The 22573-nt window shown below is 68.1% G+C and carries 26 protein-coding genes; 14 read left to right on the forward strand and 12 right to left on the reverse strand.

Translation table 11 applies throughout. The annotated features are described in order from the left end of the window. Positions 1 to 22: 22 nt before the first annotated feature. The gene (locus AN478_RS11405) at positions 23 to 715 is read left to right on the forward strand and encodes a dienelactone hydrolase family protein (RefSeq protein ID WP_231627402.1); all 693 of its coding nucleotides are present in this window, start codon (positions 23 to 25) and stop codon (positions 713 to 715) included. A gap of 161 nt (positions 716 to 876) precedes the next feature. On the opposite strand, the gene AN478_RS13655 is transcribed toward AN478_RS11405, so the two are convergent. The 6 genes from AN478_RS13655 to AN478_RS11420 form a co-directional block, all read right to left on the reverse strand. Continuing rightward, positions 877 to 1323 carry a DUF4231 domain-containing protein gene (locus AN478_RS13655; protein WP_074471241.1) on the reverse strand — a complete coding sequence of 149 codons (447 nt, stop codon included), beginning with the start codon at positions 1321 to 1323 and terminating at the stop codon, positions 877 to 879. 85 nt (positions 1324 to 1408) lie between these two features. Continuing rightward, positions 1409 to 2728 carry a TRAFs-binding domain-containing protein gene (locus AN478_RS13660; protein WP_074471240.1) on the reverse strand — a complete coding sequence of 440 codons (1320 nt, stop codon included), beginning with the start codon at positions 2726 to 2728 and terminating at the stop codon, positions 1409 to 1411. A 12-nt stretch (positions 2729 to 2740) separates the two neighbouring features. Then, positions 2741 to 3133: a TIR domain-containing protein gene (locus AN478_RS13665; protein ID WP_074471239.1), complete on the reverse strand. Its 393-nt coding sequence runs from the start codon at positions 3131 to 3133 to the stop codon at positions 2741 to 2743. Positions 3134 to 3457: 324 nt separating this feature from the next. Further along, positions 3458 to 4297, reverse strand: a complete 840-nt coding sequence (locus tag AN478_RS11410) for a carbohydrate ABC transporter permease (RefSeq protein WP_054966725.1) — start codon at positions 4295 to 4297, stop codon at positions 3458 to 3460. A gap of 131 nt (positions 4298 to 4428) precedes the next feature. Continuing rightward, positions 4429 to 5208, reverse strand: coding sequence for a carbohydrate ABC transporter permease (locus tag AN478_RS11415; protein WP_317622999.1), 780 nt, complete (start codon positions 5206 to 5208; stop codon positions 4429 to 4431). 97 nt (positions 5209 to 5305) lie between these two features. Next, positions 5306 to 6619 carry an ABC transporter substrate-binding protein gene (locus AN478_RS11420; protein ID WP_054966726.1) on the reverse strand — a complete coding sequence of 438 codons (1314 nt, stop codon included), beginning with the start codon at positions 6617 to 6619 and terminating at the stop codon, positions 5306 to 5308. Between the two features lie 114 nt (positions 6620 to 6733). Here AN478_RS11420 and AN478_RS11425 point away from each other — a divergent pair, with 114 nt between their 5' ends. Continuing rightward, on the forward strand, positions 6734 to 7633 hold the full coding sequence (locus AN478_RS11425) for a choice-of-anchor L domain-containing protein (protein ID WP_054966727.1): 900 nt from the start codon (positions 6734 to 6736) through the stop codon (positions 7631 to 7633). Positions 7634 to 7702: 69 nt separating this feature from the next. Here the strand turns inward: AN478_RS11425 and AN478_RS11430 are convergent, their stop codons facing one another. Together AN478_RS11430 and AN478_RS11435 are read right to left on the reverse strand one after the other, a co-directional pair. Beyond that, entirely contained in the window at positions 7703 to 8089 is a 387-nt protein-coding gene (locus tag AN478_RS11430) for a c-type cytochrome (protein ID WP_054966728.1), read from the reverse strand. Between the two features lie 45 nt (positions 8090 to 8134). Then, the gene (locus AN478_RS11435; RefSeq protein ID WP_054966729.1) at positions 8135 to 8461 is read right to left on the reverse strand and encodes a c-type cytochrome; all 327 of its coding nucleotides are present in this window, start codon (positions 8459 to 8461) and stop codon (positions 8135 to 8137) included. Between the two features lie 310 nt (positions 8462 to 8771). On the opposite strand from AN478_RS11435, the gene AN478_RS11440 reads away from it, so the two are divergent. The 7 genes from AN478_RS11440 to bioD are packed head-to-tail and all read left to right on the forward strand — an operon-like array spanning position 8772 to position 13766. Beyond that, positions 8772 to 9320: a hemerythrin domain-containing protein gene (locus AN478_RS11440; protein WP_054966730.1), complete on the forward strand. Its 549-nt coding sequence runs from the start codon at positions 8772 to 8774 to the stop codon at positions 9318 to 9320. A 22-nt stretch (positions 9321 to 9342) separates the two neighbouring features. Beyond that, entirely contained in the window at positions 9343 to 9684 is a 342-nt protein-coding gene (locus tag AN478_RS11445; protein ID WP_176758720.1) for a tetratricopeptide repeat protein, read from the forward strand. A 4-nt stretch (positions 9685 to 9688) separates the two neighbouring features. Next, on the forward strand, positions 9689 to 10864 hold the full coding sequence (gene bioF / locus AN478_RS11450) for an 8-amino-7-oxononanoate synthase (protein ID WP_054966731.1): 1176 nt from the start codon (positions 9689 to 9691) through the stop codon (positions 10862 to 10864). Further along, the gene (locus AN478_RS11455; protein WP_054966732.1) at positions 10861 to 11607 is read left to right on the forward strand and encodes an alpha/beta fold hydrolase; all 747 of its coding nucleotides are present in this window, start codon (positions 10861 to 10863) and stop codon (positions 11605 to 11607) included. Before bioF ends, AN478_RS11455 begins: the two co-directional genes overlap by 4 nt. Beyond that, positions 11576 to 12394 carry a methyltransferase domain-containing protein gene (locus AN478_RS11460; RefSeq protein WP_054966733.1) on the forward strand — a complete coding sequence of 273 codons (819 nt, stop codon included), beginning with the start codon at positions 11576 to 11578 and terminating at the stop codon, positions 12392 to 12394. The genes AN478_RS11455 and AN478_RS11460 overlap by 32 nt, the downstream gene beginning before the upstream one ends. Further along, positions 12379 to 13062 carry a methyltransferase family protein gene (locus AN478_RS11465; protein ID WP_054966734.1) on the forward strand — a complete coding sequence of 228 codons (684 nt, stop codon included), beginning with the start codon at positions 12379 to 12381 and terminating at the stop codon, positions 13060 to 13062. Before AN478_RS11460 ends, AN478_RS11465 begins: the two co-directional genes overlap by 16 nt. Continuing rightward, complete coding sequence (gene bioD, locus AN478_RS11470) at positions 13059 to 13766, forward strand: dethiobiotin synthase (RefSeq protein WP_054966735.1); 708 nt, start codon at positions 13059 to 13061, stop codon at positions 13764 to 13766. The genes AN478_RS11465 and bioD overlap by 4 nt, the downstream gene beginning before the upstream one ends. A gap of 81 nt (positions 13767 to 13847) precedes the next feature. Here bioD and AN478_RS11475 read toward each other — a convergent pair whose 3' ends face one another. The 3 genes from AN478_RS11475 to AN478_RS11485 all read right to left on the reverse strand — a co-directional run bounded on the left by AN478_RS11475 (position 13848) and on the right by AN478_RS11485 (position 16727). Next, a complete protein-coding gene (locus AN478_RS11475; RefSeq protein ID WP_054966736.1) occupies positions 13848 to 14510 on the reverse strand; it encodes a hypothetical protein in 663 nt (220 codons plus the stop codon). A 116-nt stretch (positions 14511 to 14626) separates the two neighbouring features. Next, complete coding sequence (locus tag AN478_RS11480; protein WP_054966737.1) at positions 14627 to 15916, reverse strand: adenosylmethionine--8-amino-7-oxononanoate transaminase; 1290 nt, start codon at positions 15914 to 15916, stop codon at positions 14627 to 14629. A gap of 169 nt (positions 15917 to 16085) precedes the next feature. Further along, on the reverse strand, positions 16086 to 16727 hold the full coding sequence (locus AN478_RS11485; protein ID WP_054966738.1) for a hypothetical protein: 642 nt from the start codon (positions 16725 to 16727) through the stop codon (positions 16086 to 16088). A gap of 105 nt (positions 16728 to 16832) precedes the next feature. On the opposite strand from AN478_RS11485, the gene hemJ reads away from it, so the two are divergent. Both hemJ and thiD read left to right on the forward strand, forming a co-directional pair. After that, on the forward strand, positions 16833 to 17252 hold the full coding sequence (hemJ, locus tag AN478_RS11490; RefSeq protein WP_054966739.1) for a protoporphyrinogen oxidase HemJ: 420 nt from the start codon (positions 16833 to 16835) through the stop codon (positions 17250 to 17252). Positions 17253 to 17359: 107 nt separating this feature from the next. Beyond that, entirely contained in the window at positions 17360 to 18175 is an 816-nt protein-coding gene (gene thiD / locus AN478_RS11495; protein WP_054966799.1) for a bifunctional hydroxymethylpyrimidine kinase/phosphomethylpyrimidine kinase, read from the forward strand. 225 nt (positions 18176 to 18400) lie between these two features. On the opposite strand, the gene AN478_RS11500 is transcribed toward thiD, so the two are convergent. Next, positions 18401 to 19543, reverse strand: a complete 1143-nt coding sequence (locus AN478_RS11500; RefSeq protein ID WP_054966740.1) for a glycosyltransferase — start codon at positions 19541 to 19543, stop codon at positions 18401 to 18403. A 99-nt stretch (positions 19544 to 19642) separates the two neighbouring features. On the opposite strand from AN478_RS11500, the gene thiE reads away from it, so the two are divergent. The 3 genes from thiE (at position 19643) to ccmA (ending at position 22572) form a co-directional block, all read left to right on the forward strand. Further along, positions 19643 to 20311 (forward strand): thiamine phosphate synthase, encoded by a 669-nt coding sequence (gene thiE, locus AN478_RS11505; RefSeq protein ID WP_231627403.1) that lies wholly within the window; start codon positions 19643 to 19645, stop codon positions 20309 to 20311. Between the two features lie 71 nt (positions 20312 to 20382). Next, positions 20383 to 21666: a glutamate-1-semialdehyde 2,1-aminomutase gene (hemL, locus tag AN478_RS11510; protein ID WP_054966742.1), complete on the forward strand. Its 1284-nt coding sequence runs from the start codon at positions 20383 to 20385 to the stop codon at positions 21664 to 21666. A gap of 243 nt (positions 21667 to 21909) precedes the next feature. Then, the gene (gene ccmA, locus AN478_RS11515; RefSeq protein ID WP_054966743.1) at positions 21910 to 22572 is read left to right on the forward strand and encodes a cytochrome c biogenesis heme-transporting ATPase CcmA; all 663 of its coding nucleotides are present in this window, start codon (positions 21910 to 21912) and stop codon (positions 22570 to 22572) included. Position 22573 lies beyond the last annotated feature (1 nt).

Genomic DNA, 22573 nt, shown 5'->3' on the forward strand with positions numbered 1-22573 from the left:
CAACCATTCCCTGGAGGCACCCATGGGCAAGATGATCGATTTCGAGCGGCCCGACGGCCAGACCGCGCAGGGCTACCTGGTGGAGCCGGAGCATCCCGCAGGGCCTCCCGGCATCGTGGTGATCCAGGAATGGTGGGGCGTGAACGACCAGATCAAGGGAGTGGCGGAGGAGCTGGCCGCCGCGGGCTACCGGGCGCTGGTTCCCGACCTCTACCGGGGCGATAAGACCGTGGAGGCGGAGGAGGCCGAGCACCTCATGAAGGGGCTCGATTTCAGTGATGCCGCCGGGCAGGACGTGCGCGGCGCCGTCCAGCACCTCAAAGCCACTGGCAGCACCAAGGTGGGCGTCACCGGCTTCTGCATGGGCGGCGCGCTGGCGCTACTGGCGGCGGTCCACGTCCCCGAGAGCGACGCCACCGTGGTCTGGTACGGCTACCCCCCGCTCGAATACGTCGACGCCAACTACATCCAGGCCCCACTGCTCGGCCACTGGGGCACCCGGGACGAGATGTTCCCCATCTCCGGCGTGGACGACCTGGAAAAGAAGCTGGAGGCGGCGGGCGTGATTTACGAGTTCCACCGCTACGACGCCAAGCACGCCTTCGCCAACGAGACCGCGGACTCGTACAACCTCGAACCGTTAGAGCACAATCCGGAGGCCGCGGAGCTGGCCTGGGAGCGGACTATGGGGTTTTTTGATAGGCATTTGAAGTAAAACGGGATGAGTAGCCGGGGGGAGTAGGGGCTCGGGTGATATCGAGAACCCCGGCCAAGGCAAATGGCAAAACCAAACTCCAACTTAACCCGAGCTCCCAAACGGCGGAAAGATCCGTATTTTTAATTTAATTCTAGTCGAAAATCAGGAAAATGTGCTCCTTAGCCATTCCTCTTTTCCTCCTTTGCCTGAGTCATGTACTGGGTCCAATTGGTGTTCTCTTTTGATATCAATGCTTCAACCCGATGAACCAACATTTGAAGGCGCTCCTCATCTTCACAATCGTAGGGGTCGGAACACGTTAGAAACATGTACTTTTCTTTTTTTAATGATTCGCAGGTGGTCCTATATTCAATCCAGTGCTCTTGGAATTGATATAACCCGAGCAGGCCCGCGATGCATGCAACAATGAGCCCAAGCCCGCCAACAATAACGCTAATATTGTCCTGATATACGTGTATATTGCCTGACAAGAAAGGAATGCTTACCGCGCAAACAATCTCGCCTACCCTGAGCCGCTTGAACCATCTTTGATTACTCTGACTTTTCCTGTCATACCAATTAATTTGGTCTTCAACACGATCTTTCAAATATTCCTCAGCGTTCATCTGCTTTCCTGTATAACCTATCTATCAGAAAGGGTACATAGTAGCCACTGTTTAAAGGACTTGTTCTGCATATTCAACGGTCAAATTATGTTCGGTATTTCTCTAGAACAATTTCAATATCCTTAATCCATTCACAGTCAACCCCCCGGCCTTCACGCGCCTCTCTTATCATCCTTAAGTTGTTCGCCGTAGTTTCTGGCTCCCATTTTTCTCGGATCGAGGCTATAGCTCTCCCCAAAGCATTTTGAGCCTCTTCGCGTTTTTGCGACAAAACATGTATTTCCAACTCTGTTGCATAATCCCAGTAATCAGGGTCCTTGCTAGCCAAGCGCCTTTTTACTGAATAAGCAACCACCGGAATAAGCTCCTCCCGCATTGGATCGGGAGGGTCGGAGCATTCCATCAGCGTTACAGCGTTAATTCCTGGATAGGCATCTCTCCAATCCGATTCAAAGCCCTGCCTGTATGCGTCAATAGCCTTTTTTAAGAAGGCACCTGCTGCTGGACTTTGGCTCGCTTTCGCCTTCACCCACTGATCCTTATACACTCGTCCTAGAATCCCATTGGTTTCACTACTAGGCCCATAGTTATTAATCAATTCTCTAAGCAAACCCTCTGCATCTTTGTGGCGTCCTATCCTATTTAAGGCAAAACCCAACTGTTCTTGGACAAGAATTGTTTGTTTCAGAGGAGGAGCCATCTTATCGGTCAAGCTAATCATTCTATCCCAATCTTTGACCGCCCTATAGGAAAGAAATAAGTCAATAACAATAGCCGGATCAGCGTCGACCACGTTAATTTCTTTTTCAATTCTTCCAATTGCATCACCATCCTGTTCCCGGGCCTGCCTTAAGCGTTCTTTCATGGCCTTTGAATACTCAACCATATCTCGGAATGCATCCGTCTTCAGCCTTTGAAGGTCAGGCCGAGGCACATCTGTTAAGAGCTGATACAAAGGGCTGTCATCTTCTGGATCACGACAAGCTTCAAGCCTTTCGGTTAATGATTGCCTAACTTTTATAGTATTTTCTGGAAATCCATAGTCGTCTACATTGTAAAGAATTGCTCTTAGGGGAGATACATCAAATGGCATTCGCATGCCACTTCCGGCAATGGCAACTGTACTATATGGCCTGACACCATGCCTTACACCCAACTCGTAAAACACATTAGCGTTTGCGGTTGTCAAGTCCGCTACAGCGTAGTCACACATCATGAGGCGCTCAAACATGGGTTTATGGATGATACCGCCTATTATTTCTTCATCTGCCCTTATAGGCTCTAAGCTAGCTTCCTGTATTGCAGGAGCAATTATCTGATCATATACAACATCAAATTCTACAACCCGCCCGCTTTCATCCGATTTTCTTCCGAATGGCATAAGAACAAAGCAATAAGGGTTCATTAATTATTCCCTTTACCGTGTTGCTAGATCCTGAAGCCTTTTCTCGCTCCAAGCGTAAAGGGTGATACCATTTTCCTCTAAAACCTTTGGCTTTGAACCATTTGTACCTTTCAACCTAATCGCATATACCGGTTTACGGTTTCCTAGGGTCGTTTCTACTTCTTCACGCACCCACCGACTCCGATGAGTCCTTTCACCCACAAAAACAATTGTCCTCGAGGTACCCTTCATCGCCTTTGAGATGGCTTGGCGAATAACAGAAATATCCTCGGTATCCCATCTTTTAAGAAGATCCTTCACGCGAAAGTTAAGAGCATTGTAATTCGAGTTAACAGCTCTCCCTTTAATAGTAAGAACTACTCCACGGTCAGCTTCCGTAAAACTAAAAAAACACACATTAGGCATATTGTTCTCCTTGCTTTAACGGTTTTCGTACCCTAATTGACCTACCAGCTATACGCCTTCCCATGGATAGCGTTAACTCGCCTGAGCAAGGTGGAAGTGGTACTTTTACGGTATTTTTTATGTAATAACGGGAAGGACCATATAAGCATAAAATCCAGGATTAGTTTTTCTTGGGGAGCCTTATTTTACAACCACCTACCGAGTTATATGCATTCTGAAGGAATTCTTTCATCAGACAAGGTTCCACCTTTTCCCGTAATTGAGGCGCATAAATTCCTTGGGACCCATGCTCCATTTCTGCATTCCGGTTCCCCCAATACCCCCTCACCCCTTCAACCCACTTTCCGCCACCCCCCGCACGAACCACCGCTGAAACGCCAAAAACACCACGATCACCGGCGCCACCATCATCACGCCGAAGGCGAGGATATCCCCCCATTGCAGGGGCGGCAGGGTGCGGAAGGCGGCGATGGCCACGGGCAGGGGGCGGACGCGCTCGCCGCTGGTGACCATGAGCGGCCAGAGGTACTGGCCCCACTGGAAGAGGAAGGTGAGGATGGCCACGGTGGCGAAGGCCGGCTTGGCGTTGGGGAGGATGATGCGGAAGTAGGTGCCGAGGACGCTCGCGCCGTCCATGCGCGCCGCCTCTTCCAGCTCCTTCGGCAGCCCCAGGAAGAAGACGTAGAACAGGTAGACGAAGAAGGCGTGGGCGACGAAGGGCAGGATCTGCACCACGTAGGTGTCCCGCCAGCCGAGCAGGGTCACCTGGTAGAACAGCGGCACGGCGATGGCCTCCAGAGGCAGGATGAGCAGGGCCAGCAACCCGGCGAGCACCCAGCCCCGCCCCCGCCAGCGCAGCCGCGCCAGGGCGTAGCCGAGGAAGCCGTTCACCAGCAGGCCGCCGAGCATGATGGCGCCGGTGATTAGCACCGAGTTGAACAGGAAGCGGCCGAAGCTCACCCGCCCGAAGACGTCGCGGTAGTTCTCCAGGGAGGCCTCGGCGGGCACGAAGGCCGCGGCGCTGCCCATGTCCGCCAGGACCCGGGCGTCCGGCTTCAAGCTGCCCACCACCATGAAGGCGATGGGGGCCACGTACACCGCCGCCAGGAACGCCAGCACGGCGTAGACCAGCAGCGCCTGCAGTCCCCCCCGAAGCCGCCTCATTCGATCTCCCGCTTTTCGCGCACCAGCCTCCGCTGCACCAGGGTCACCACCAGAACCAGCAGGAAGAACACCACGGTCATGGCGGCGCCCTGCGCCACCCGCTGGCGCTCGAACACGGCCGTGACCGCCTCTTACATGACCGTGGTGGTGGCGTCCAGCGGCCCGCCCTGGGTCATGATCTGCACCTGGTCGAACAGCCGGAAGGCGAGGATGGCGGTGACCAGGGCGACGAAGATCAGGGGGTTGCGCAGCTGCGGCAGGGTCACGTGCCAGAAGCGGCGCACCGGCCCGGCGCCGTCCAGTCGGGCGGCCTCGTGCAGGGTCTGCGGCACCCCCTGCAGGGCCGCAAGCAGGATGACCATCTGGAAGCCCACCCCCTGCCAGATGGACAGCAGCATGATGGCCGGCAGCGCCCAGCGGGGATCGTGCAGGAAGTCCACGGGCTCCCAGGCACCGAGGGTCAGCGTGGCCAGCGCGGCGTTCATGAGCCCGTCCGTGCCGGGGGCGTAGATCAGGATCCACACCACCGCCACCAGGGACATGGGGAACACCACCGGCAGGAAAAACAGGGTGCGGAACACCACCATGCCGCGCAGGGGCCGGTCGAGCAGCAGGGCCAGCCCCAGAGCCAGGGCCGTCTGCAGCGGCACCACCACCGCGGCGAACACCGCGTTATTGCGCAGGGCGTGGAGGAAGCCCGGGTCGGAGAGGATGCGGGCGTACTGTTCCAGGCCCGCCCATTCCACGGGCAGGGGCGAGCCCATGCGCAGGTCGGTGAAGGACAGCGCCAGGGCCAGGAGGAAGGGCAGCGCCACGAAGGCGAGCAGGCCGAGCAGGGCCGGGGCCGCCAGCAGCCAGGCGGCGGGGGTTTCGCGGTCGATGAAGGATTTCCAGCGATTCCGCAGTGGCATGGCCATTTTCGGCGATGTCGGGAGCTGCATCCACGCCGCAGCCGCCCGGGCTATTCAAAGTGGTCGCGGCGGGGGCCGCCGCTCCTACATCGACTTTTTACCGCCTTCGTGGTTCTTCGGGGAACCGGTAGCCCTCGTTGGCCTCCAGGTCGGCGTCGATCTCCGCCGCTGCCCGCTCTAGCACCTCCCGCACGTCCATGCCGTGGCGGATGTCGGCGAAGGCGTCCTGGAAGATGGTGGAGATCACAGGGTAGGCGGGGGTTCGGGGGCGCGGAACGGCCTGGCCGCCTTGCAGCTGCTCCGCCAGCAGGCGCAGGGGGCCGTCGGGGCCGTAGAGGGGGGAGCGCTCCAGCGCCGGCCGCGTGCCGGGGACGGCGCCGTTGGCCCGGGTCATGGCGAGGACCTCCTCGTCCTCCAGCAGGAAGGCCAGGAATTCCCCGGCGGCCTCCGGGTCCGGACAGGCCCGGGCAATGCCCCAGTTCCAGGAGCCCTGGGCGGTGCGGGTGCCCCGGCCGAAGTCGGGCAGCGGCAGCACCACCAGGTCCTCCCCCACCGCCGCGCGGTAGCGGGGGTAGTTCCAGTGGCCGCCCCAGGACAGGGCCACCCGCCCCTCCGTGAAGGCGGCGTCGTCCAGGTTGGGATCCACGTAGCCCGCCTCGATCCAGCCCTGGAGCCGCTCCATGGCGGCCACCGATTCCGGACTGTCCAGCACCCCCCGCGCCCGATCGTGGTCCGGCCGGGCGATGAGGCCGCCGCCCGCCGACCACAGCACCGGCGCGAAGGCGTAGGGGAACCACTCCCCCTCGTAGTTCAGGTGCAGGTCGAGGACGGCCCCGTCCGGGTCCGCCTCCGCCAGGAGGCCCAGCACCTGTTCGAATTCCTTTACACTCCAGGCCTCCCCCGGCCCCTCCGGGATCCGTGCGCCGATCTCCTTCAGCCGGTCGCGCCGGGCGTACAGCCCCAGGGCTGAATCGAAGGCCCCCACCGAGTACAGCCGCCCCCTGAAGGTGCCCTGCTCGCGGATGGAAGGCAGGATGTCCGCCCTGGTGTCCTCCGGCAGGAAGGGGCCCACGGGACGCAGGCTGCCCTGCCAGACGTACTGGTAGAGGTAGGGGCCGTCGAGCTCCAACAGGTCCGGCAGCTCCCCGGCCAGGGCGGCCGCCTGGACCTGGGCGTTGTAGGAGCCCTCGGGGATGAGGGTGAGCTCGATGCGGATCTCCCCCTCGTGCTGGGCGTTGAAGCGGGCCACCTGCTCCCGGATGGTGCGCCGCTCCGCCTCCCGCCCGGCGTGGTGCCAGGCCTCCAGGCGGACCGCCCCCCCTTCCCCGTCCTCCCCGCCGCAGCCCGCGAGCAGGAGGAGGGCAATCGGCAGCAGGTGTCGAATCGCTTTACAGCTTGGACGGCCGTCCACTCCGTGTCCGCGGTGTCCCGTTTTTTTCGCTTTGTTTAACAAGGGGAAATCCGGTCAGGCATGGGTGTTGCTCCGGAAGGGGTGTCTCCCAACCAAACACCAGAGGACTTTGCCATGACAAGGACCTACGGCACGGGCACCGCCCTGGCGCTGCTGCTGGCCGGCACGGGGCCGGTCCACGCCATCGCCGTGGACCCCTCGGAGGACGCCGACACCCTGGTGGATGCCGTCCTCGGACCGGGGATCACCCTGGATGGCGCCCCCAGCTACAGCGATGGACCGGACGCCGCACAGTCGGGAATCTTTACAGGAGGTAACGACGCGGGGATCGGCATCGAGGAGGGCGTCCTCATGACCAGCGGCTCCGCGGCCAACGTGGACGGATCCAACCACGGCGACTACACCTCCACGGAGACGGGGGCCCCGGGCGACCCCGACCTGGATGCCCTGGTTGCGCCGGGCGAGACCCGGGACGCCGCCGTCCTCGAGCTCGATTTCTCCACCGACAGCGGCAACCTGGCCTTCGACTACGTCTTCGCCTCCGAGGAGTACAACGAGTTCGTCGGCTCCTCGTTCAACGACGTTTTCGCCTTCTTTGTGGACGGGGAGAACATCGCCAACATCCCCGGCACCGACACGCCGGTGAGCATCAACAACGTCAACGGCGGCAACCCCCTGGGCAAGGACGCCTCCAACGCCGACCTGTTCAACAACAACGACCTCGACGACGGCGGGCCCTTCTTCGACCTGGAATACGACGGCTTCACGGACGTGTTCACCGCAACCGCCACGGGGCTGGAGCCCGGCAGCCACACCATCAAGCTGGCCATCGCCGATACCGGGGACAACGACCTGGACTCCGGGGTCTTCATCGAGGGGGGGTCCTTCACCAGCCGGCCCGGCGACGGCACCACCCCGGTGCCCGCCCCCGGTACCCTGCTGCTGCTCGGGGCCGGATTCGCGGGCCTGGGCTGGGCGGGGCGCAAGGCCGTCGGCGCGCCTTCCCCGGGTTGAGCCCCGGCACGCGCAAAGGGCGGCCTCGGCCGGCCGCCCCCTGCGTCCCGCGCCCGCGGGCCGGACCGTCTAGTCGTTGCCGGGAACGTCGAGGGAATCCTGCTGGGAGGAGAAATAGCTGGCCAGGGCGTCGATCTCCCGATCGGTGAGGTTCTTGGCCTGCTGCTTCATGGTCGCCTCGTCACGCCTCCCGTCCCGGTACCCACGCAGGCTGTGGCTCAGGTAGGACTCGTACTGCCCGGCCAGGTGCGGGTACATGGGGACGGGGCTCTCGCCGGTCTCCCCGTGACAGGACTGGCAGGCCGCCACCCCCTTGTCGGGAATGCCCTCCTGGACGATCTCCTTGGCCGTCAGCCCGGAATCCTCCGGCCCGGACGAGTGGCCTTCCTCGGCCAGGGCGCTTCCGGCCCCGCCGCCGAGCATCAGGCTCATCAGTACAATGCCGGTACGCTTCATGCTCCCCTCCACGCGCGGAATTGGTCTCAAGCAGTCCGTCGCCCCCTAGGAACCCTCCTGGGCAAAGAAGGCGGCGATATCCTGGATGTCCTCGTCGGAGAGGGACCGGGCCTGGGACTGCATGGTCGCGTGCTCCCGGTCCCCGCTCCGGTAGGCCTCCAGGGCCGAGACGATGTACTGGGTCTGCTGTCCCCCTACCTTGGGCACGTTGTAGGTGGGGTAGGCGTTGGTGTACTCCGCCACCCCATGGCAGCCCATGCACTGGTAGGCCTTCTCCTCGCCCGCCACGGGATCCCCTTGCGACTGGGCCATGGCCGGTCCTCCCGCCACGAGAGCCGCCCCCAGTCCCAGCCAGACGCTTGCATGCCTCATGACCGCTCCTGTGTTATGCCCTGCCGGACCCTCCGCTTTCCGGCTCTCCGGGACAGTCCGGACAGAAAAGCGGATCCGTATGAACAGAATTTAAACCTGTACCTGTTGCAAAGTTACCTTGAACACCTTTTTTTAGCAAACAACAACATTACAGTTCCATGCAATAACCCAATATACGGATCTCTTTAATTTAGAGAGCATGACAATTTTTAAATTATTACATTACTATCTTTTTGATTAGTATGGCCGGGGACAGGGAACCCCACCCCGCCACGCTGATCCAAATGGTCCCCTCTTTCGGAGCTTTGCCATGCCCCTGGACGACGGTTCCGCGCCGGATTTCGACACCCCACTGCAGCTGCTGCGCGCCTGCCACGGCCGCGTGGAGCGCTTCGCCGAGCTGGCTGCGCATATCGCCGACCACCTGGAGGAGGGAACGCCTCCCGGACGGCCGGTGCGGGAGAGCTCCGGGCAGGTGCTGCGCTACTTCAACCAGGCGGCGCCCCTCCATCACGCCGACGAGGAGGAGGACCTGCTCCCCCGGCTCCGTCCGCGGCTCGGCCCCGAAGAGGCGTCGGAGCTCACCGCCCTGCTGGCGGAGCTGGCCGCCGAGCACGAGGCGCTGGACGAGCGCTGGCGGGAGCTGCGCCCCCTGCTGGAGGCCCTTCACGACGGTCGCGGCGTGGACCGGGAACGCTACACGGAGGCGGCGCGGCACTTCCGGGACGGCCAGCTGGACCATGTCCGCCGGGAGAACGCCCACCTGCTGCCGGCGGCGGAGCGCCTGCTGGACGAGGAGGACCGCCGCGCCCTGGGCGCCGCCATGGCCCAACGCCGCGGGGTGCGGCACAATAGGTAGCCCACGCGCACGGGGAATCGGCATGGACGCCACCGACAAGCTGAACGCCTTCCTGGGCATGCTGGAGCAGGGTCAGGACGGGCCCCTGCTGCGCTACTCCATCGGTCTGGAGTACCTCCACAAGGACGACCCGGAGCGGGCCGCGGAGCACCTCCGGCAGTGCCTGGAGCAGGACCCGGCCTACTCCGCCGCCTACAAGGCCCTGGCCGAGGCCGAGGACACCCTCGGCGCGGCGGAGGAGTGCCGCGCCACCCTGGAGCGGGGCATCGCCCACGCGGAGGAGCGGGGCGACCTGCAGGCCAAAAAGGAGATGGAGGTGTTCCGGAAGCGCCTGGACAAGGGCAAGCCGCTGCGGAACCGCTGAGACCATGCCCGCCTCCCTACGCCAGCACGCCCGCCGGACCCTTGAGGAGCTGGAGGCCGCCGGCCGCCGTCGAAGGCCCGTGGCCACCGGCACCGGCGACGGCCGTTTGGTGGCGCGCCACGGCCAGGAGCTGCTGGACTTCTCCTCCAACGACTACCTGGGCCTGGCCCGCGACCCGGAGGTGGCCCGTGCCGCCGAGCGAGCCCTGGCGGAGCACGGCACCGGCGGCGCCGCCAGCCGCCTGATCACCGGCGACCACCCGCCCTACGCCGAGCTGGAGGCGGAGCTGGCGGCCCTGAAGGGCACCGAGGACGCCGTGGTCTTCGGCAGTGGCTACCTGGCCAATCTGGGCATCCTTCCGGCCCTGGTGGATCGCCACGACCTGATCCTCGCCGACAAGCTCAACCACGCCTGCCTGGTGGACGGCGCCCGCCTGTCCGGGGCGCGGATGATCCGCTACCCCCACGCCGACGTCGCCGCCCTGCGGGCCCGCCTGGAGCGCTACCGGGGCCGATACCGCCACTGCCTGCTGGTGACCGATGGGGTGTTCTCCATGGACGGCGACCTGGCGCCCCTGGCCGAGCTGTCCGCCCTGGCGGCGGAGCACGACTGCTGGCTCATGACCGACGACGCCCACGGCGTCGGCGTGCTCGGCGGCGGCGCCGGCAGCACCGCCGCGGCCAGGCTGAGCGCGGAGGAGGTGCCGTTGCAGATGGGCACCCTGTCCAAGGCCGTGGGCGGGTACGGCGGCTACCTGTGCGCCGCCCGGGAGGTGGCCGACCTGATCCGTACCCGGGCGCGCAGCTTCATCTACACCACGGCCCTGCCACCGGCCACGGTGGCGGCCAACACCGCCGCCCTGCGCCGCATCCGCACCGACCCGGCCCTGAGCCGCCGGCCCCTGGAGCTGGCCCGGCGCCTCGCCGCCGGCCTGGGCCTGCCCGCGCCGGAGAGCCCCATCGTCCCGGTCATCCTCGGCGCCGACCGCGCCGCCCTGGCGGCGCAGGAGGAGCTCGCCGCCGCCGGCTACCTGGTGCAGGCCATCCGCCCGCCCACGGTGCCGGAGGGCACGGCCCGCCTGCGCGTCACCCTGCGCGCCCCCCACCGTGAGTCGGACGTGGACGCCCTGGCCGGGGCCCTGGCCCCCTGGGTGCGGCAGACCGCCGCGGAGGCCCCGTGAGCACCGCCCTGCGCGCCCTGGCGGTAGCCGGCTGGGGGCACACCCCGGCCTGCTGGGAGCGTTTGCAGCCGGAGGGGGTGGAGCTCACCGGCAACGCCCTGCCCGGCCATGCCGCCGCGGAGGGGGAGCCGGTGCCCGGCGGCCCGGACCTGCGGGCGGCCGCCAACGCCCTGGCCGGGGACTGGGGCCTGCTCCTGGGCTGGTCCCTGGGGGGTCTGGCGGCGCTGGAGGCGGTGCGCTCCGGGGCCGTGCGGCCGCGCGGCCTGGTGCTGCTGGCAACGCCGCCCTCCTTCCTGGCCCGCGCCACCTACCCCGCCGGGCTGGACTCGACGGTCTTCCGGCGCTTCCGCGACGGGCTCGACCAGGACCCCGCCGGCACCCTGCGGCGCTTCTACGCCCTGCAGTTCCAGGGCGACCGGGCGGCCCGCTCGGCCTGGGCCCCGACCGCCATCCGCGATCGGCTCCTGGCCGCGGGGACGGCGCCCTCGGTGCTGACGGGCTGGCTGGAGGTGCTGGGGGAGGCGGACCTTACGGCCGAACCGCCGCGCCTGGATCTGCCCGTGCTGGTGCTGCACGGTTCGGGGGACGCCGTGGTGGACCCCGCCGCGGTGGAGTTCTTCCTGGGCTGCGGGCCCGGGGTCCGCGCGCACATCGTTCGGGGGGCGGGCCACGCCCCCCAGATCACCCATCCCGAGGAAACGGGGCAGCAGATTGCCGGATTCGCCCGAGACCTCGCTCCCTGAGGCCCCCTTCGACAAGCGCGCCGTGCGCCGGGACTTCGGCCGGGCGGCGGCCACCTACGACCGCCACGCGGACCTCCAGCGCCGGGTGGCCGCGGAGGTGGCCGCCCTGTACCGCCGGCTGGCCCCGTGGGGCGCGGAGCGGGTCCTGGACCTCGGCTGCGGAACGGGCTACGTGGGGGGCGACCTGATGCGGGGCGAAGGGGCCCCCGGCTCCCTGTTGGCCCTGGACCTGGCCCACCCCATGACCCGCCGGGGCCGGGTGCCGGGGCACCCGGCGGTCACCGGCGACGCCGACCAGCTGCCCTTCGCCGCCGGGTCCTTCGACGCGGTGGTATCCTCCCTGACCCTCCAGTGGTCCAATGACCTGGAGGCCACCCTGCGCGGCGTGACCCGGATCCTCCGTCCCGGCGGCCTTTTGGTGGCGAGCACCCTGCTGGCTGGGACCCTGGAGGAGCTGGACGCCGCCCTGCGCGGGACGAACGGCGGCCGGGTGGGGCCCTTCCTGGAGGCCCCCGAGGCCGCGGCGGCCGTCACCGCCGCGGGGCTACGCGCCGGGGAGTGCCGGCCCGCCCCCGAGGTGGACCGCGCCGCCGACCCGATGGAGGTGCTGCGCGGCCTCAAGGGCCTGGGCGCTGTGGCCAAGGACCCCGGCCGGGCGCGCGGCCTGCGCGGTCGACGCCACCTGGGCGCCCTGTGCCGCGCCTACCGGGAGGCCACCGGCCGCCCCGAAGGCACGGTGCCGGTCACCTGGAACGTGGGGTACCTGGTGGGATGGAAGACGTCCTAGGATCGGCGGGGCCCTACCTGGGGCTGGTGGCCCTATGGGCGGCCTATTTCGCCGTGCACTCGCTGCTCGCCGCACGCCGCCCCAAGGCGTGGGCGGCGCGCCAGGGGCCGGCCGCGGTCCGCGTCTACCGGCTGGCCTACAATGGGCTGGCGGTGCTCCTGCTGGTGCCGCCGCTGTGGCTGACCTTCACCCTGGACGGTCCCATGGTGCTGCAGTGGTCGGGGCCGGCTTGGTGGCTCGCCCAGGGGGCGGCGCTGCTGGCGCTGGCTGGTTTCGTGGCCAGCCTGCGGGCCTACGACATGGAGCATTTCCTGGGCTTGCGCCAGTGGCGCGCCCCGGAGATCACCAACGGCGGGGTGGAGCCGTGGGAGCCCATGCGCCTGTCGGGCTTCCATCGCCACGTGCGCCATCCGTGGTACTTCTTCGGCCTGGTGATCCTCTGGACCCGCAACCTGGACCTAGCCCTGTTCCTGACGGCGCTGACCATAACCGTCTATCTGGTGATCGGCTCCCGGCTGGAGGAGCGGAAGCTGATGGAGACCTACGGGGACGCCTACCGGGCCTATCGACAGCGGGTGCCGGGGCTGTTCCCCCTGCCGGGCCGCCGTCTCACCCGGGCCCAGGCGGAGGAGCTGGTGCGTAGGGCCAATGGGGAGGAGGACGCATGACGCGCACATTGGTGGTGACCGGGACCGGCACCGAGATCGGCAAGACCTACATAAGCGCCGCCATCGCCCGGCAGCTGCGCGCGCGCGGCGAGACGGTTGAGGCCACCAAGCCCGTGAGCAGCGGCTGCGAGGCCGACGACCAGGGCCGCCTGTGGAGCCCCGACGGCCGGGAGCTGCTGGCGGCCTGCGGCTACGACCCGGACGATTGGGCGGCCCACCAACGCCTGTGCCTGGAGCGCTTCGCCGAGCCCATGTCGCCCCACATGGCCGCCGACCGTGCCGGACGCATCCTGTCCCTGAAGATGCTGACGGGCTACTGCGAGAGCCTGGAGGGGGAGACCGACGGCTGCGTGCTGGCGGAGGGGGTGGGCGGGGTCATGGTGCCGCTCACCGACAGCACCACCTTCCTGGACTGGATGCGCGACCTGCAATGGCCCGCCCTGCTGGTGGCGGGCACCTACCTGGGCACCCTCAGCCACACCCTCACCGCCCTCCGGTGCCTGAAGGACGCCGGGGTGCCGCTGGCCGGCCTGGTGCTCAACCGCAGCGCCGAGGAGCCGGTCCCCGCCGAAGAGACCCGCCGCACTCTCAGCTTCTTCCATCCCGACGTGCCCGTGGCGGTGGTGCCGCGCGCCGCGGAGGGCGAGACGGCGCCGGAGCTGCCCGACCTGGTGGAGGCCTTCGGCATCGGCCGGGGGGAATAAGCCGGGAGGAGCGGCCCGGCAAAACAAAGACCGGGAATCGCTTCCCGGTCTTCGCGTTCATCCCTTCGCCGATGCCACCCCTCAGTCGGGCTGGCTCATGTAGCGGCGCAGCCAGGACTTGGCGCGGCGGCGGAGCTGGTCCCGGATGGCGGGGGAGAGGTGGCCGTCCTTGATGGCGTTCCAGTAGCGCACGGCGTCCTCCAGCCGGGCATCCTTCTCCACCTCGCGCACGGTGAGGGATTCGCCGAGGTGCCGGATCAGGCGCAGGTCCTCGAGCATGCGGTAGGCGTAGGACAGGGACCACTCCCCCTCGCCCTGGAGGCGGTGGGCGGCCTCCTGCAGCACCAGGGTGTGGCGCAGCATGGCGCCCACGCCGTAGGAGACGCTGCGGCGCTCGCCCTCGGCGAAGCGGTCGATCAGGTGGTCGGCGATGCCGTCCGGATCCACGTCGGTGAGGTCGTCGCTGCCGGGGACGGGCTTGCTGTAGACCAGCCCGTTGTAGTCCCCCACCAGCTGCCGGATGCGGTGCTCCCGCAGGCGCTTGTGCCGCAGCCACTCCTGGTACTGGAGGGTGTGCTCGGCCTTGATGCGCGCCTCGCGCACACTGGCCGCCTCCTCGAAGGGGATCTCCACCCGGACCCCGGAAACCCCGTCGTTGAAGGCCACCTGGTACAGGCCTCGGTGGGGGTCACGGATGGCCATACTCATGATATTCGGCGATTGCTGGGGCTGGGCCATGGCCATGGCTGAGCTCGCCTCCTCCCTGGATCAAATAACCGCACCCGGTTTTCCCACAAACATCGCGCACCGGGGGGCACCATTGCAAGCACGCATCCCGGAAAACGCGGCACCGCGCTGCCTCAGGCGAAGGCCTCCCGGACCACCCGGCCCATGGCATCGGTCAGGCGGGAGAGGTCCTCGGCGGCGAGGGTCAGCGGGGGAGTGACATAGACGACGTCGCCCAGGGGGCGGATCCACACGCCGTGCTCCACGAAACGGTGGCGCATCCAGTCCTTGTGGCGGTCCGAGGCCACCTGGACGGCGCCCATGGCTCCCTTAATGCGGACATCCACCACGCCCGGGAGTTCACCGAGGGGGACCAGCTCCTCGGTGAGCTGGGCCTCCAGGGCGGCCGCCTGGGCCACGCGCGGCTCCGTCTCGAAGAGGTCGAGGGAGGCGTTGGCGGCGGCCGCGGCCAGCGGATTGCCGGTGAAGGTGGGCCCGTGCATGAGCGCCGTGGACTCGTCGTCGCCGTGGAAGCCGGCGAACACCTGCTCCGTGGCCATGGTGGCGGCCATGGCCATGGTGCCCCCGGTGAGGGCCTTGGACAGGCACATGATGTCGGGCTCCGCCCCCGCCTGCTCGCAGGCGAACAGGCTGCCGGTGCGGCCGAAGCCGGTGGCGATCTCGTCGGCGATGAACAGGGTCCCCGCCGCCTGGGCCAGGTCCGCGGCGCGGCGCAGCACCTTCGGGGAGTGCACCAACATGCCGCCGGCCCCCTGGATGAGCGGCTCGATGATCACCCCGGCGATGCGGTCACCGTGCTCCGCCAGCACCCGCTCCAGGGCGCAGGGGCCCTCCTCGGCGGGCAGGGGCACGGTGAGGTGCTCGTGGGCCAGGCCGGTGAAGCGGGGGCGCAGGTCGCGGTAGGTGTCGGAGACCCCCATGCAGCCGGCGGTGTCGCCGTGGTAGCCGTTCTCGAAGGCGATGAAGGTGTCGCGCTGGGTCTCGCCCCGGTTGTCCCAGTACTGACGGGCCATCTTCAGGGCCACCTCCACCGCCACCGAGCCGGAGTCGGTGAACATGGTGTGGGCCAGATCCCCGGGCGCCTTGGCGGCGAGACGCTCGCCCAGGCGCACCACCGGCTCGTGGGTCATGCCGCCGAGCATGACGTGGGGCAGCACGTCGAGCTGGCGGTGTACCGCCTCCATGATGTGGGGATGGCGGTAGCCGTGGCAGGCGGACCACCAGGAGGAGGTGCCGTCCACCAGCTCCCGGCCGTCGGCGAGGCGAATGCGGGTTCCCTCCACCCCCGCCACCGGCACGGGCGGAGCCATATCCCGCATCTGGGCGTAGGGGTACCAGACGTGGTCCAGGGACCGCTCGGGCCAGTCGGTCCGTTCGGTGCCATGGGTGGGGTTGGACGTCATGGGTTCGGGGCCCCTTTTTCTGCGAGTGCTGTTTGGCTGTTCGGGAGCCTGGGCCTGTTGAATCGCCCGCTGAAGCGGGCTCCTACGAGTGCCAATAGCCGGCGGTAGGAGCCCGCTTCCGCGGGCGACGGAACGGCCGCCGGGACCCTGCATTCTGGCCCCGCGGCCCTCAGTCGTCCGTGCCTGTCCCCGTGGGCAGGGGCTCCCCCTCCTCGGCGATCAGCGCCTCCACCTGGGGGATCTTGGCCCGCTCCACAGGCTTGCCCGTGACCGAGGAGCGGGGGGCCTGGCGGATGCCCTCGGGCGGGAAGATGGTGGCCGTCACCCGCACGCCGTCCACCACCAGGGCGATGGCCGGGTACTCCTCCGCCTCCTTGCCCACCTGGCGCCGGTGGACCATCCGCTCGAAGGGGATCCCGGAATCGTGGAGGAAGATCTCCACGTCCTCGGGGGTCTCGGCGAACAGGTGCAGGTTCACGTCGGAGTGCTCGGTGGCCGTGCCGTCGAGCACCGAGCCCACCAGGCGCGGGCGGAACTCCGCGAGGAAGCGCATGGCGTCCAGGGCGGCCTCGCGCAGGTTGCGGAGGTGGGCCCGGCTGTCGGGGGTGTCCCGGTACATGCGCAGGCGCAGCTCCACCTCGTCCTGGATCTCGCGATTGGTGGGCAGGTCCTTGGTGTTGCGCGGCCCGCCGCCGAGGTGCCGGGAGGCCTTGCGCTTGGCCACCCCGAAGTCCTTGATGCCCTCTTCCACCATGAGGCGCGCCGCCTCCTGGGTCAGGAGGATGCGCCGCCGGCTGTCCGGAGTGGTCATGGCTGTGCCTCCTCGGCTGGGCGCCCGTGCCGGGCCGCCGTCCGCTTCGTATGCTATCGTTCCGGGCGCACCTTGGAAACTGCGGCACATCCCCGGAAGGCGGCTATGCTCTGGCTCAAGGCGTTTCACATCATGGCGGTGGTGGCGTGGTTCGCCGGGCTGTTCTACCTCCCCCGGCTCTACGTATACCACGCCGCCGACCCCCACCCCGAGACCGCCACCCTGTTCAAGACCATGGAACGGCGCCTGTACCGCGGCATCATGACCCCGGCCATGGTGGTGACGGTGGTCTTGGGGCTGTGGCTGTGGTTCGGTTATTGGTGGGGGGCCGGCTGGTGGCTGCACGCCAAGGTGGCCCTGGTGGTGGTACTGCTGGCCTACCACTTCTACCTCGGCCACCTGCGCAAGGTGTTCGCCGCCGACGCCAACACCCGCGGCGACCGCTTCTACCGCGCCCTCAACGAATTCCCCACGCTGCTGCTGGTGGCCATCGTCCTGCTGGTGGAGCTCAAGCCCGGGGGATAAAGGCGCGGCAGAAGCCGGCGCTTGATCGTCCTAGTCAGCCGAAGGGATCTCCCATGGCCGAAGAAGGCAAACCGGTCGTCTATCCCGCCACCCAGATGGCGGAGGTGATGGATACGGTGGCTCCGCCCACCGTGCTGACCATCGCCGGCTCCGACCCCAGTGGCGGCGCCGGCATCCAGGCCGACCTGGCCACCATCGCCGCCTTCGGCTGCCACGGCGCGGCGGCCATCACCGCCCTGACCGTACAGGACACCCGCAATGTGCACGGGTTCCGGGTCACCCCGGACGACGAGCTGCGGCAGCAGGTGGCGACGGTGCTAACCGACATCCCGGTGGCCGCCGTGAAGGTGGGCATGCTCGGCAGCGCCGACAACGCCCGCGCGGTGGCCGATCTGCTGGCGGAGTACCCGGAGATCCCCGCCGTGGTGGACCCGGTGCTGGTGGCCCAGGGCGGCGGCGATCTGGCCCAGGCGGACCTGGCCAAGGTTTTGCAGGGCACCCTGTTCCCGCGCGCCACGGTGCTGACCCCCAACGAGCACGAGGCCCACGCGCTCACCGGCGGCGAGACCGTGCCCGAGGCCGTCGCCGACGAACTGCTGCGGGAGGGCGCCCACTACGTCCTGCTGAAGGGCGGCCACCGCCACCCGGAAGAGGAAGTGGTTTCCGACCGGCTGTTCTCCTTCGGCCAGGAGGAGGCCAGCTTCTCCCACCCGCGCCTGCCCGATCGCGGCTACCACGGCTCCGGCTGCACCCTGTCCACCGCCATCGCCTGCGCCCTGGCCGATGGCCGCGAGGTGGTGGAATCGGTGCGCACCGGCATCGACTTCACCTTCCGCGCCCTGCGCGCCGCCTACACCCCCGGCCACGGCCAGGCGGTGCCCAACCGGCTGTTCCACTGGCACAGCTGGGAGCAGGAGGACTGAGCCGCCCACGCTCCAGCCCCAGCACGGGCCGGTAGGAGCGGCGTCCCGCCGCGAACGGATGCAGCGTTTGCCGACAATTGCGGCGTAGACGCCGTTCCTACGGGATGCAGCTGTGGGAGCGGTCCGCGACCGCGATGGACCGCCTTAACAAGTCGCGGTCGCGGACCGCTCCCACAGGACCCTTTTGCCAGGGGGGTGAGGTTTCCCTTCCGGTCACCTTGGCCATCACCCCCGCCCATCCTGACCAAGCCGCGCATAGGTCCGCCCCTTCCAGCGCGTCCGCACGCCCCGCCAGTAGCGCCCCGCGGAGGACCAGGTCATGGCCAGGAACAGGGTGCCCGCCAGGGACAGCGCCAGCCCCCGCAGGGCGTTCAGGCCGTAGAAGCGCAGGGTGGGGGCGTAGGCGGCGGCCATGGCGGCCAGCCCCAGTCCACCGGCCAGGCGCCCGGACGGGCCGCCCGCCGCCAGGCCGAGAAGGGGGCCCCAGAAGGCCAGGGCCATGAGGGCGGTGGCACCGGTGAGTAGGCTCGCCGAATACCGCAGCTGGGTGAAGGCGGTGCGGGCCACCATGTCGTGGATCTCCCCCAGCGAACCGTAGGCCCGCAGGCTGCGCGCCGAGCGGGTAAGCCCCAGCCAGACCGAGCCGCCTCCCCGCTTGAGCCGTCGGGCCAGGGCGCAGTCGTCGATGACCGCGTCACGGATGGCCGCCGGGCCCCCGGCCCGTTCCAGTGCCTCCGCCTCCAGGAGCATGCAGCCCCCCGCCGCGCCGGCCACGCGACGATCCGGCCGGTTGATCCGGGCGAAGGGGTAGAGCAGCTTGAAGAAGAAGACGAAGGCGGGCAGCAGCAGGCGCTCCCAGGCCGACTCCATGCGCAGGGCCGCCATCAGCGACACCAGGCTACGGCCCTCGCTCCGGAGCTTGTCCCGCAGCGCCAGCAGGGTCCCGGGCTCCAGCTCGATGTCGGCGTCGAGGAGCAGCACATAGGGCGTGTCCACCCGCCGGACCCCCTGCTCCAGGGCCCACACCTTGCCCTGCCAGCCGGCGGGCAAAGGCTCGCCGTGAAGCACCGTCACCCCCTCGCCGCCCACGGCCCGGGCCGCCGCCGCGGTGCCGTCGGTGGAGCCATCGTCCACCACCAGGATCCGCAGGCCCCTTCCCTGCCGAGCCAGGGCACGGACGGTGCGGCCGATGCAGGCGGCCTCGTCGCGGGCGGGAATGACGGCGGTAACGTCCCGGAGGTCGGCGGCCCTGGCGCCCGGGGCCGCCTCCAGGCGCTCCCGGGTGCTCCAGGGTCGCCAGGGCAGCACCAGCACCGCGGTCCAAAGGGCCGCGCCGCCAGCAGCCAGCCCGAAAAGTGCGGTCTCCACTTGCTTTCCCTCTCAAGAAGGTGGGGCGGGTTGAACTTCCCGGCCCGCGCCCCAAGATGGGACAAGCCCGTTCCTGCAACCCATGGGAGCACCCGAGCCATGCCAGGGGAAGCCGTATCCGCCGCCATGGACCACCGCCTGTCGCCCATACGCGGCGCCTACTTGATCGCCGACCGCGAGCACCTGTCCGCCGAGCGCCTGCTCCCGGCCACCCGGGAGGCCCTGGAGGGCGGGGTGCGCCTGGTGCAGTACCGCGACAAGGGCACCGACCGGGAGCGGCGCCTGGAGGAGGCGCGGGGCCTGGCGGCGCTGTGCCACGACTATGGGGCCCTGTGCATCGTCAACGACGACCCGGAGCTGGCCCGGGACGCCGGCGCCGACGGGGTGCACCTGGGCGGCGACGACGCCTCCATCGCCGCGGCCCGGGAGCTGCTGGGCCCGGGGGCGGTCATCGGGGCCTCCTGCTACAACGACATCGGCCGGGCCTTCGCCGCCCGCCGCGCCGGCGCCGACTACGTGGCCTTCGGCTCCTTCCACCCCTCCCCCACCAAGCCGGCCGCGGTGCGCGCCCCGCTTTCCCTCCTCAAGCGGGCCCGCGCCCAGCTGGACCTGCCCATCGTCGTAATCGGCGGCATCACCCCCGACAACGCCGGGCCCCTGGCCCTGGCCGGCGCCGACGCCGCCGCGGCCATCAGCGGCATCCTGGACGCCCCGGACATCCGCGCCGCCGCCCAGCGGCTCAACAACCTCCTGCGCCTGCACTGGTGAGGGCGATTGACAGCCACGGGGGCACCTTTTAGCTTGATCGGTTTCCCGGAACCCCCCTTTGGAGTGGTGTCATGGCGACGCGGTCGGAACAGCTCTTTGCGGAAGCCCAGAAGTACATCCCCGGCGGTGTGAACTCGTCCGTGCGGGCGTTCAAGCCCGTGGGCGGCACGCCCCTGTTCATGGAGCGGGGCGAGGGCAGCCGCATGTGGGACGCCGACGGCCGGGAGTTCATCGACTACGTGGGCTCCTGGGGGCCGCTCATCCTGGGCCACGCCGCCCCGGAGGTGGTCTCCGCCATCCAGGATACGGTGGCCCGGGGCACGAGCTTCGGCACCCCCACCGAGCTGGAGACCGACATGGCGCGGCTGATCACCGAGATGGTGCCCTCGGTGGACAAGGTGCGCATGTGCAACTCCGGCACCGAGGCCACCATGAGCGCCCTGCGCCTGGCCCGGGGCTACACCAACCGCGACAAGGTGGTGAAGTTCGAGGGCAACTACCACGGCCACGTGGACAGCCTGCTGGTGAAGGCGGGCTCCGGCGCCCTGTCCCTGGGGGTGCCCAGCAGCCCCGGGGTGCCCAAGGACCTGGTCCAGCACACCCATACCCTGCCCTACAACGACATCGACGCCGCCACCGCCCTGTTCGAGGACATCGGCCGCGAGGTGGCGGCGATCATCGTCGAGCCGGTGGCCGGCAACATGGGCTGCGTGCCGCCGGAGCCGGGCTTCCTGCAGGGCCTGCGGGACCTGTGCGACAGCTACGGCACCGTGCTGATCTTCGACGAGGTGATGACCGGCTTCCGCGTGGCCGCCGGCGGCGCCCAGGAGTACTACCGCGTCACCCCCGACCTCACCTGCCTTGGCAAGGTGATCGGCGGCGGTATGCCGGTGGGCGCCTTCGGCGGCAAGAAGGAGATCATGGCCCACCTCTCCCCGGAAGGCCCCGTCTACCAGGCCGGCACCCTGTCTGGGAATCCGGTGGCCATGATCGCCGGGATCACCACCCTGAAGGCCATCAACAACGCCCACTTCCACGCCGACCTGGAGCAGCGCACCGCCCGCTTGGCCGAGGGCCTCGCCGAGGCCGGCGCCGAGGCGGGGGTGCCCATGGTGGAGAACCACGTGGGGGCCATGTTCGGGGTGTTCTTCTCGGACCGGCCGGTGCGCACCTTCCGGGACGTGGCGGACGCCGACGCCAACCGCTTCGCCCAGTTCTTCCACGGCATGCTCGCGGAGGGGGTCTACCTGGCCCCCTCGCCCTTCGAGGCCGGCTTCCTCTCCCGCGCCCACTCCGAGGCCGACGTGGACGCCACGCTGGAGGCGGCCCACAAGGTGCTGGCGGGGATCGCCTAGGACCTGGCCGGAATCAGTGCGGCTCGCCCCGAACGGCCCGGAACCTTCCGGGCCGTTCGGCGTCTCAGGGGCCGGAATATCCCGGCCGAGCCCGAAAGGGCCCGCCATGACAGCCGAACCGGCCCCATGCTAAGCTTGCGCCCCGTCGCACTCCAGGCAACCTACCCCGGCATCTCCATGGCAAGCGAAACGGATCGGCAGCCCGCGGCCGCACCCCCCGCAGACCAGCCCGGGCACGGGCCCGTGGCTGCCGCGCAAGGGAGCGCCCCCCGGCTCGAGGGGGTGGGGCTCTCCTGCGTGCGCCGTGACCGCGTGCTGTTCGAGGGCTTTAACCTCTCCCTGGGCCCCGGCGAGCTGATCCAGATCGAGGGCGCCAACGGCAGCGGCAAGACCAGCCTGCTGCGCATCCTGTGCCTGCTGGCCCTGCCCGCCGAGGGGGAGGTGCGCTGGAGCGGAAGCAACGTGGAGGAGGTGCGCCCGGAGTTCCTGGAGGCCCTCACCTACATCGGCCACGCGCACGGGGTGAAGGCGGACCTCACGCCCGTGGAGAACCTGCGGGTGGCCTCGGCCTTGGGCGCGGGCTGGGCTGCCATGGACCCCGACGAGGCCCTGGCCCGCATCGGCCTGGCGGGCTTCGAGGACAAGCCGGTGCGCGAGCTCTCCGCTGGGCAGACCCGCCGCGTGGCCCTGGCGCGCCTGCTCATCCACCCCACGCCGCTGTGGATCCTCGACGAGCCCTTCACCGCCCTGGACCGCAAGGGCAAGGCCTACGTGGAGGCGCTGCTGCGCGAGCACTGCGAGGCCGGCGGCATGGCGCTGATCACCACGCACCAGCCCGTGGACCTGGGCGCCGCCACCATGTCCCGCATCCACCTGGGCCCCGAGGCGGCCACGGAGGGGGACTGAA

It is taken from the genome of Thiohalorhabdus denitrificans, from assembly GCF_001399755.1.
In the GTDB taxonomy this organism is placed as follows: domain Bacteria; phylum Pseudomonadota; class Gammaproteobacteria; order Thiohalorhabdales; family Thiohalorhabdaceae; genus Thiohalorhabdus; species Thiohalorhabdus denitrificans.